General features: G+C 31.0%; 13 protein-coding genes. 10 read left to right on the top strand and 3 right to left on the bottom strand.

What is annotated here, in order from left to right:
• Positions 1-229 precede the first annotated feature (229 nt).
• Positions 230-841, bottom strand: coding sequence for a response regulator transcription factor (locus DD829_RS11475; protein ID WP_108410891.1), 612 nt, complete (start codon positions 839-841; stop codon positions 230-232).
• Positions 838-2685, bottom strand: coding sequence for a tetratricopeptide repeat-containing sensor histidine kinase (locus DD829_RS11480; protein ID WP_165814857.1), 1848 nt, complete (start codon positions 2683-2685; stop codon positions 838-840). Before DD829_RS11480 ends, DD829_RS11475 begins: the two co-directional genes overlap by 4 nt.
• Before the next feature lie 242 nt (positions 2686-2927).
• On the opposite strand from DD829_RS11480, the gene DD829_RS11485 reads away from it, so the two are divergent.
• From DD829_RS11485 to DD829_RS24465, 4 genes are all read left to right on the top strand, one after another.
• On the top strand, positions 2928-3251 hold the full coding sequence (locus DD829_RS11485; protein ID WP_108411495.1) for a hypothetical protein: 324 nt from the start codon (positions 2928-2930) through the stop codon (positions 3249-3251).
• A 98-nt stretch (positions 3252-3349) separates the two neighbouring features.
• Positions 3350-3511: a bacteriocin-like protein gene (locus DD829_RS23575; protein ID WP_165796747.1), complete on the top strand. Its 162-nt coding sequence runs from the start codon at positions 3350-3352 to the stop codon at positions 3509-3511.
• Positions 3512-3523: 12 nt separating this feature from the next.
• The gene (locus DD829_RS23580) at positions 3524-3667 is read left to right on the top strand and encodes a bacteriocin-like protein (protein WP_165796748.1); all 144 of its coding nucleotides are present in this window, start codon (positions 3524-3526) and stop codon (positions 3665-3667) included.
• 14 nt (positions 3668-3681) lie between these two features.
• Positions 3682-3819, top strand: a complete 138-nt coding sequence (locus DD829_RS24465) for a bacteriocin-like protein (protein ID WP_408640174.1) — start codon at positions 3682-3684, stop codon at positions 3817-3819.
• 114 nt (positions 3820-3933) lie between these two features.
• On the opposite strand, the gene DD829_RS11490 is transcribed toward DD829_RS24465, so the two are convergent.
• Positions 3934-4296 carry a helix-turn-helix domain-containing protein gene (locus DD829_RS11490; protein WP_262497954.1) on the bottom strand — a complete coding sequence of 121 codons (363 nt, stop codon included), beginning with the start codon at positions 4294-4296 and terminating at the stop codon, positions 3934-3936.
• 264 nt (positions 4297-4560) lie between these two features.
• Between DD829_RS11490 and DD829_RS11495 the strand changes: the two genes are divergently transcribed.
• The 6 genes from DD829_RS11495 to DD829_RS11520 all read left to right on the top strand — a co-directional run.
• A complete protein-coding gene (locus DD829_RS11495) occupies positions 4561-4773 on the top strand; it encodes a bacteriocin-like protein (RefSeq protein ID WP_116547773.1) in 213 nt (70 codons plus the stop codon).
• A gap of 61 nt (positions 4774-4834) precedes the next feature.
• Positions 4835-5680, top strand: coding sequence for a GLPGLI family protein (locus DD829_RS11500; RefSeq protein ID WP_116547774.1), 846 nt, complete (start codon positions 4835-4837; stop codon positions 5678-5680).
• 28 nt (positions 5681-5708) lie between these two features.
• A complete protein-coding gene (locus tag DD829_RS11505) occupies positions 5709-6803 on the top strand; it encodes a TlpA disulfide reductase family protein (RefSeq protein WP_116547775.1) in 1095 nt (364 codons plus the stop codon).
• A 119-nt stretch (positions 6804-6922) separates the two neighbouring features.
• Complete coding sequence (locus DD829_RS11510; RefSeq protein WP_228408173.1) at positions 6923-8443, top strand: thioredoxin domain-containing protein; 1521 nt, start codon at positions 6923-6925, stop codon at positions 8441-8443.
• A gap of 100 nt (positions 8444-8543) precedes the next feature.
• Positions 8544-8792 carry a hypothetical protein gene (locus DD829_RS11515; protein ID WP_108411501.1) on the top strand — a complete coding sequence of 83 codons (249 nt, stop codon included), beginning with the start codon at positions 8544-8546 and terminating at the stop codon, positions 8790-8792.
• Positions 8793-8853: 61 nt separating this feature from the next.
• Positions 8854-9650: cysteine peptidase family C39 domain-containing protein (locus DD829_RS11520; protein ID WP_262497955.1), on the top strand; the 797-nt coding region annotated here is incomplete at its 3' end.

Raw genomic sequence — 9650 nt, forward strand, 5'->3', positions numbered from 1 at the left:
GAAAAAGTTTTATGAAACACGTTTCATAAAACTTCCTCCAAACAGCCTAACAATGAGTTTTTGATAGGATTCTACCAACTATTTTTCAGTATTATGCCCTTTTTTTAAAAACTTTATGAAAACTTTATGAATTTTTAAGTTTTTTTGAGTTCGTTTGAAATTGTTTTTATTCACACTAAATAGCTGATAAAAAGATTATTGTAATAAAATGTCTTTTCCAAAATAAAAATTAAACATCCAGCAATCCTAAAGTAATGGATTTTTTAACGAGAGCCGCAATATTATTCACCTGAAGCTTATTGAAAATATTCTTTCGGTGGGTTTCTACAGTATGTTTGCTGATGTAGAGCTTTTCTGCAATTTCTTCTGTTGTAAAACCTTTTCCGATATAGCTTATGATCTCTTTTTCTCTTTTGCTTACAATATTTTTGTTGAAATCATATTTCGCTGCAGGCTGAAAATCTTTGTGAAATACTTTTGCATCATTCCAGACCATATTTTTTATACCTTCAATAAGTACATCAGAATCTGCATCTTTCAGTAAATATCCATCCACATCATCCGTAGAAACCATATTGGAATAAGAACTCATAATCAGGATCTTAATGGTCGGATAAAGCTTTTTTATCATTTTAGACAGTTCGATTCCGTTGATTTGAGGCATGGAAATATCAGTAATCAACAGATCCGGAATTTCAGATTGTAAATTTCTCATCAGATCAGAATAGGTATTGCAGGAATAAATTACCTTAAAATGTTCTTCCTGCTCCAGAAGCATAGTGAGACCTTTTAAAAAAATAAGGTGATCATCTATAATGGCAATTTTTATTGTACTTCTCATTGTTTTAAATCAATAATTACAGTTGTTTCTTTGTCTTTAGTAGACTGTATATTTATTTCACCTGATATGATTTCCAATCTGTCCTGAATATTTTTAAGCCCTACTCCTTTTTCATTCATAGAAAAACCGACTCCGTTATCCGTAATGAAAATATTAATATTATTAAGATCTCTGTTGACGGACAACTCTACTTCTGTTGCTTTGGCGTGTCTGGAAATATTATTCAGCAATTCCTGCAAAATTCTGTAAAGGTTTATTTTTTTAATTTCGCTTAAATCATCCAATGCATTTTCAGGATAGATGTAAAGATAAAAACTGAATTCATTACGTTGCTCATAAATGGTTTTCAAATCCAGTAAAAGATCTTTAAGGTTTTTGTCTCTCAGATTATTAATACTCAGATTATGAGAAATCTCCCTTATTTCCTGAAATAAATTAGAAATATTGTCCTGAATTTTATCTAAATTTTTATTGTTAAGATCCGCATTCTCTTTTGCCAACAAGAGTTTTATTCCTGCCAAATCACCCGCGACACCGTCATGAAGATCTTTGGCAATTCTATTCCGTTCAATATCCTGTCCTTTTATAAGAGCAGTCATTTCTTTAAGTTCCTGCTCTCTTAATAATCTTTCTTTTTCCTGTTGATGATTAATATTTTCCTGAAGCCTTAATTTTTTAAGAAACTGAGCTCTTTTATATCCGAAATATAAAAAACCCGTTAATATAAAAATAGATAAAAGAGAGGTAACAACCACTAATTTATTCTTTTTCTCCTGCAGTTCTTTCTGCTGATTCAGGAGCTTAATCTGGCTGTTTTTTTTATCAACTTCGTATCTGGTAATAATTTCATTGATGTTTCGGTTTTTTTCAACGCTAAAAACACTGTCATTTAATTTATTGTAGATTTTCAGGTACTGATAAGCTTCTTTGTAGTCTCCGTTTTTACTGAAAACTGTATTGAGATCATCCATCAATGATATTTTATAATCCAACGGAATCGCAGGATTATCTGCAATTTTCTCTGCTTTTAAATAATAAGTTATCGCCTCAGAATACTGTTTTTTTTTATAATGATACCCTCCTAAATTATAGTAGTATAAAAAATTTAAGCTCGAATCTCCGATATCTTCAATCAATCTTTTTGCAGCCTTGAGGTGCGATAAAGCAGCAGCCAGATTTTTCCTGTGATCGCCCATAAAAAAGACAGCCAGATTGATATGAATGTCATACTGCCACTTTTTCTGATCCAGTTGTCTGGCTATCGAAAGTGCATCTGTGAAATACATCAATGCTGAATCCGGATTTTTTTTCCGCAGAATCATGCCTAAATTATTACTGCTTCCAAACTGCTCAGAGATTAAATTCTTCTCTTTTGTAAACCGATAATCTTCCTGAAAATAATGTATTGCCTGAACAGTATCATTTTGAGATAAAAACAAATTTCCCAAATTTTTTAAGGCAAAGCTTTTTTCGTTAAGCTCCCGCTTTTCAGAAATTTTTAATGATTTTAAAAACAGCTGTATTGCAAGCTGGTAATTGCTCTTATTATTTTCAATAAGTCCCAATTGGTTATAAGCAAGAGCCTGAGTCTGAAAATTATCTGAACGAAAAGCAACAGGAATCGATTTTTTAATATAGTATTGTGCTTTTTCAATGTCTCCTTTCTGGTAAAAACAATATCCCAGTCCATACAATCCTTTAGAAAGATAAAAATTATCCCCTTTTCTTTCACTGATTATTTTCACTTTGTTGATGTAATACACAGAAGAGTCTAAATCTGTGATTAAATTTCTTCTGTATTTTGTAAGGAAATCTTCAATCTCAGTATCCTTTTTCTGAGCCATAAAAAAGACACTGCTTAATAAACAGAATAAAATAAAATGTTTCATCATAAAAAGTAAATATACCATATTTATGGGATAGTGTATAAAGTTGATTAATAATACTTTTGATAAAACAAAACCAATTTATGATGTTAAAAACAATATTATTTCTTTTTTTAGGCTCCTCCTTCTATTTTGGGCAAAGCATAAAAAATCCAGGATCTTTTTCAGGTCAGACAAATTCTGTATGTACAGATTGCACCATGAATCTGGCAGTCAGTTCTGAAGGCGACGGAACCAAAGCAACGGGAACGAGCGGACAGGGAAGCGGAACAACATCAGATGATGTAGAACTACTTATCCGACAAACCAAGAACTCACTAATCATTCAGTTAATGCCACAAAATAGAAATCTTAGCGCATTTACTATTTATGATTCGGCATGGAATATCAAGAAAGCGCAACAGATTAGCCCTACAAATTCCTATACGATTGATACATCTGATCTGCTATCCGGAAATTATACGATTGAACTGGAAATTGTTTCGCCAAACGTAAGTATGCAGCAATCTTTTACCAAGGAATAATTAAAAAAACAGAATATGATGAATTGCAAATCATCATCAATATTTAACGCGGAATCCGAAAAGCGATAAAGAGTAGGAACAATTAAAATTAATATTCTATGAAAAATTTGAAAAAATTATCCCGACCAGAATTAAAATCTGTGAATGGAGGATGGTACGACTGTGGAGGTCCTTTTCCGCCGGCAATCTGTAAATGTAAAAGAGGACAGCAATTGTGTCCGGATGGAACGTGTAGACCAGCTAATGCAGTATGCCCTTAATTCCCTTTAATTATGAAAAATCTTAAAAAACTAGATCGAAACGAAATGAAAGCGGTTTTAGGAGGACTGGCTTGCAGAACGGATGACGGTTATTGTCCCGGAGGTTCTATCTGTTGTGGTACGCTTTGCCGATTACCAAGACAATGTAATATGTAAAGAACAAAAGAATTATGAAAAATTTAAAAAAGTTGAGCCGAGCAGAATTAAAAGTTTTAACGGGCGGAATATCTCCATACATCGTAAAATGCTGTAAGGATAGAACCTGCCCAACAAATCCTTACTGCCTTAGAGTTTTAACTCCGGTTTAGAAAAATTGCAGGGGAAATTTTGCAGAAAAAGCAATTCACAAATTAAAAAAGTTGAGAAGCATTTGGTGTTTCTCAACTTTTTAACTGAATACAAATTATAAGATAATTGTAAAATTATTTCTGAGATCTTAAATTTTCATTTTCTTTTTTAAGTAATTCTATATCTCTTTTAAGCAGAGAAATATAATCCTGCAGGTTTTCTAAAACAGAGTTTGGAATATTAAAATTCTGATTATAATAATTTCCAGAATTAGAAGTATCGTTAAAAGTGGAATTTTCATTATGAACAACTCCAGAAATAAGATCTTCTTTAAGATCTTCAACAGGAACATCTAATGCTTTTGCAAGCTTTTCCCATTCATCATCGTGAATTTTCGATTTCCCGTTTTCCTTTCTAGAATAACTGGAAATACCTGTAGATAATATTTTTGCCATTTTTTCCTGAGACATACCTTTTTCTTCTCTAATCTTTTTCAATTTTTCTTGAATCATTTTACAGGTGTTTAATACAAATGTATGCAAATTTTGCGCAAAATTTGCAAGAAAATCGCAAAAAAATTGCAACATATTTCTTCCATTAATGAAATATTTTTTTTCTAGTTTTGAAATCTCAATATTGATAAAGCGCTTTAACAACTCAATTTATATTTGCGCTGGTATAAATTGCAAACTGATCAGTAAAAAACCCGTGTCAGGGATTGTATGGCAAAAAGCAAATTATTAATTAAAAAATTTAAATAGATGAAAAATCTTAGAAAACTTTCGAGACAAAATTTGAAAGATGTATTTGGCGGAAAAATAGATCCGAATAACAATAATATTTATGCTGTTGGTGATGAGGGTGAAGGAAAATATTATAAATGCTGTTCTAATAATAGTGATGCATGTAGCTCATGCGTCTATATTAAAGGTAATCCAGTTTGTAGTACAGGTTCATATCCTGTAGCATGCTAAAATAATTTTAAATTAGCACTCTAAATAATAATTTTAGAGTGCTATAATTTATACGAAGAATATGAAAAATATCAACACTATAAAGTACCTGTTAATAATATTTTTAAACTTAGTATCTCTATATTCAGCTCAGGATTATAGATTTACATATAATTATAAATCTATTCCAGATACATTAAGAAAAGATAGTATAATAAATGAAGAAATGATTTTAGCTGTTGATCCTGAAAAATCTCTCTTTTTTAGTTTAAGAAAATTCATATCAGATTCAACAATGACAGAAGATGCCAAAAAGGGATTAATGACAATGCCTGATCAAAATGTTCATATCCGATATATTATTAAAAAAAATTATAACAATTCGATAGTTTCATTAATTACTGATGAATATTCAACAGCTTATAAATTTGTAATAACAGATGAAAGAAAGCTTAACTGGAAATTACTTCAACAAAAAGAAGTAATTTCAGGCTATGAATGTCAAAAAGCTGAGCTTATTTTCGGTGGCAGAGTTTGGTCTGCTTGGTTTACGGAAACAATTCCTTTTCATGATGGACCCTATAAATTTAGAGATTTGCCTGGTTTGATTGTTAAAATTGAAGACTCAAAAGGTTATCATTCTTTTCAACTTAAAGAAGTAAAAAAAATAATATCTTCAAAAATATATAATAATGTTGATTTAGGTAAAAATATTAGACTTTTTACAACGAATAAATTTGTAAAATTCTACAAAGATTTTCGTAAAGATCCTGCCAAAGATTTCAAACAACGCGCAATGAGTGGTGATGTTTATTACGAATCAGATGAAAAGAGAAGCGAACATATTAGAATCGTAGAAAAGCTTAGGAAAGATAGAATAAAAAGAGATAATAATATCATTGAGATAGACATGATGAAAGAACTTTAATTATTACTTTTACAAAACCACAAAAATTATGAAACTCTACTATTTACTTATACTTTTTATTTTTTGCTTTACCTCATGTTCTAAAAACCAACAACAAACCATAATCAAAGGTAATATTCCTAATTTACCAGATGGAACTGTATACCTTTTTAAAGATTATCCTAGTAATAAAGTAGATAGTGTAAAAAGTATTAATGGTGTATTTAAAATATCTCATAAATGGTTTGAAAAGGAGCCTGTCTATATTGGAATTGACCATATTGATAAAAAAGGAGTTTTGCGTTTTTTTTCTTTTAGGACAAATGCAAAATATAAAGGTTCAGGTTGGGGAACTAGCGTATTTTTATCTGATTCGATAATTGAAATTATGGGCAATTTAAAATATGACACTTTAGTTGGAATTCAGCTTCCTCCGGACAGAAAACCAGTAACAGGACCTCCCTTAAAAGCCGGACAACAAACAGAGGCTTTCTATAATATTGATGGTGATTTATTTGATAAGATAGATAGCAAAATGATTCAAACTGTAAAAGAAAAAATAAAAAAATATCCTTATTCTTATCATTTGTTATATCAAATTAGGGATAATAAAAACAGTTTTTCTCCACAACAAGTCGATGAATATTTAAAATTTTTCAAAGGAGAAATTACTCAAAGTACAACTTTTAAAAATTTATCCGCCTACAACAAAAAAAGATACACCGAGAAAAATACATCGCTTCCCTCATTGGAAAATATCAGTGGTGAGAAATCTGCTATTTTGGATTCAAAATATAAAAAGCATCTGGTTGTTTTCTGGGCAAGTTGGTGCGGACCTTGCAGAGAGGAAATCCCTCTTTTGAAAAACATGTACAGGAAAAAAGATGAATCATTAGAATTTATTTCAATCTCAATTGATGAAGATAAAAATGCTTGGAAAAAAGCACTCAATGAAGAAAAAATGAATTGGAGGCAATTCATCATCAATGGAAAAGATCCAAACTACGAAAAAATTCAGATGCATTTCAAATTAAATGGTGCGATTCCATATACTGTTCTTCTTGATAACAATTCTAAGATTTTAAAGTCTACTGTTGGTCTATCTTCAGAGAAAAATTTGCAGGATTTTATTAGTAGCAAATAGTAAAATCGTATATATCACTTATAAAATTGAATATAAAACATTCATAAGCAATAAAATAAACATAAATCACGTTAAAATGAAAAAAGTATTTGTTTTTTTCAAACATCTGCTTATTTTAGATGAAAAATATTAATATGCTATTGGACAAACTCATTAACTATCTAAAACTCGACAAACAGGAGTTTCTTTTTCAGTTCAACTCACACCCAAATTATCCTTCTGCTTTAGCTTTCAGCGACACATTAAATTTCATGGGCGTACGAAATGATGCCTACGAATTAGATAAAGAATATTGGGATGAACTTCCTGAAGAGTTTATTACCATTGTAGATAATTCTTTTTCGCTCGTTAAAAAAAACGGCACACAATATTCCATTTATTCCGATAAAGCAAAGACTTTAAATAAAGAAGAACTGCACAAAAAATCCACAGATTTTGTTTTGCTGTTTGAAAAAGATAAAGTTGAGCAAAAATCAGTGACAAGCTACAAACCTTTTATTTATGCTATTTTTGCGGTTGTTTTAATCTATTCAGCAATTAATTTAGCTTGGTATGAAGCAGTTTTCAATGTTTTATCATTGGTAGGAGTGTATATTTCTTTAGAACTTTTCAATCAGAAATTCGGAAATACTTCTACCGTTATCGGAAGTATCTGTGGAGATACAGCAGGAAACCAGGCTGTAAATTCCTGCAGCAAAATCATTACTCAGGATAAGACAAGCATTTTAGGGCTTAAGTTCTCAGATTTTTCTCTGATCTATTTTGTTGGACTTACCATTTTAGGATTGTTTCTTCCTGCAACTTCACTTATTATTAAAGGTTTTACCTTTGCTTCGGTTATTGCAATCGGCTATTCTTTATATGTTCAGGGATTTGTTGAAAAAACTTTTTGCCGTGTCTGCCTTTTGATTATTTCTGTTTTAACAGCCCAGATTTTAATCAGTGTTTTGCTTTTTCCAATTATCTCTTTTGATCTGAAAACCGCTTTACTTGGTATTATTTTATGGATTGCTGTATTTTCAATGGTTTTGTATTTAAACAATACACTTGAAGAAAGAGAAACCCTGCAAAAATCGAATGCAAAAAATTTAAGATTCAAAAGAAATTATGAACTTTTCAAAAGAGAACTATTAGAAAAAGAAAAAGTAACATTTTCCGATAATGAAACCTTTTTTATAGGAAACAAAGATGCCAAACTGCATTTATCGATTGTTTCAAATCCATACTGCGGATTTTGTAAAGATGCTCATAAAATTGTAGAAAATTTACTTACTAAATATCCAAATGATATTTCGGTGCAGATGAGATTTAACTATTCTCCGGATAAACAGAACGAGAAATTCACGAATCTGATTTCAGATTTCATGTATACCTACCGAAATAAACCATCTCAGGAGTTCTTACAACTTATAGAATATTGGTTTGAAAACAAAGATGAAAATAAAGTAAGACAAAAAGCAGGAACAAATTCCGCTCAGGAGGATCTTACTCCTCTTGTGGAAATGTCTGCCGAAAACAGAAATGCTGGATTAAATTTTACCCCAATCATTTTAATCAACGGTTATCAGTTTCCTGATAAATACGATCGTGAAGATATTTACTATTTTATTGATGAATTGTCTGAAGACGAAGAAATTTAACGGATAATTAATTTTTGTAATACAAAATTCACTAATTTAGGAAAAATTTAAAGCGGAATCCGAAAAGCTTAATAGAGTAGGAAAATTTAAATAAATACTTATGAAAAATTTAAATAAATTAAATCGTAATGATTTAAAAAAAATTGATGGAGGAAAAAAAATTAATTTTGATCCTAGCTTACTGATATGTTATAATGTAACATATTGTTATCAAATTCCAGGAGATGTAATGGGTGGTACTGGAATTCCGGTTCAACATTATGGGCTTGATGTTCCGTCTGGAGCTACCAACGTTATGCCGTGTGGATATGCACCTGTTTATCCTCTTCCTGCAGGATGTGCTATATAATCCAAGTATATCTAAAAATCAATAGAGACTGTAAATTTACAGTCTCTACTATTCTTTATTAATGAAAAATTTTCCTTTCTATCGTCAACCAGACTCCAAAGACTGTGGTCCTACCTGCCTTCGTATTGTAAGCAAACATTATGGCAAAAGTATATCTTTACAACAAATACGTAACCTTTCAGAAACGACAAGGGAAGGAAGCAGCTTACTCGGATTGAGTGATGCTGCGGAAGATCTTGGGTTCCGTTCTTTAGGAGTTCAGATTAATTTTGAATCTCTTGCAGAGGAAGTTCCGTTTCCCTGTATTGTCCACTGGAATAAAAATCACTTCGTGGTTGTTTATAAAATAGACAAAAACAACAAAGTTTACGTTTCAGATCCCGGATACGGACTCATTACCTACACGAGAGAAGAATTCATCAAGTTATGGATCGGTGAAAATGCCAATGAAAAAACAGAAGAGGGAATTGTTCTTATTTTAGAAACCACCCCTGCTTTTTTCCAGACAGAATTTGATGATCAGGAAAGTAAAGCCAGTTTTTCTTTTCTTTCAAAATATGTATTAAAATATAAATCGCTGGTTATCCAGCTCGCAGTAGGACTTTTGGCAGGAAGTTTACTTTCTCTGATTTTCCCTTTCCTTACCCAGAGTATTGTAGATGTTGGTATTCAGAATCAGGATCTTAATTTTATTTATCTTGTCCTTTTAGCACAAGTGATGCTTTTTATGGGAAGAATGGGAATTGAAATGATCCGAAGTTGGATTTTGCTTCATCTTTCGGCAAGGATTAATATTTCTATTATTTCCGATTTCTTTATTAAACTCATGAAGCTTCCGATCAGTTTTTTCGATACGAG

Source organism: Chryseobacterium sp. HMWF035 (assembly GCF_003094695.1).
Taxonomy (GTDB): domain Bacteria; phylum Bacteroidota; class Bacteroidia; order Flavobacteriales; family Weeksellaceae; genus Chryseobacterium; species Chryseobacterium gambrini.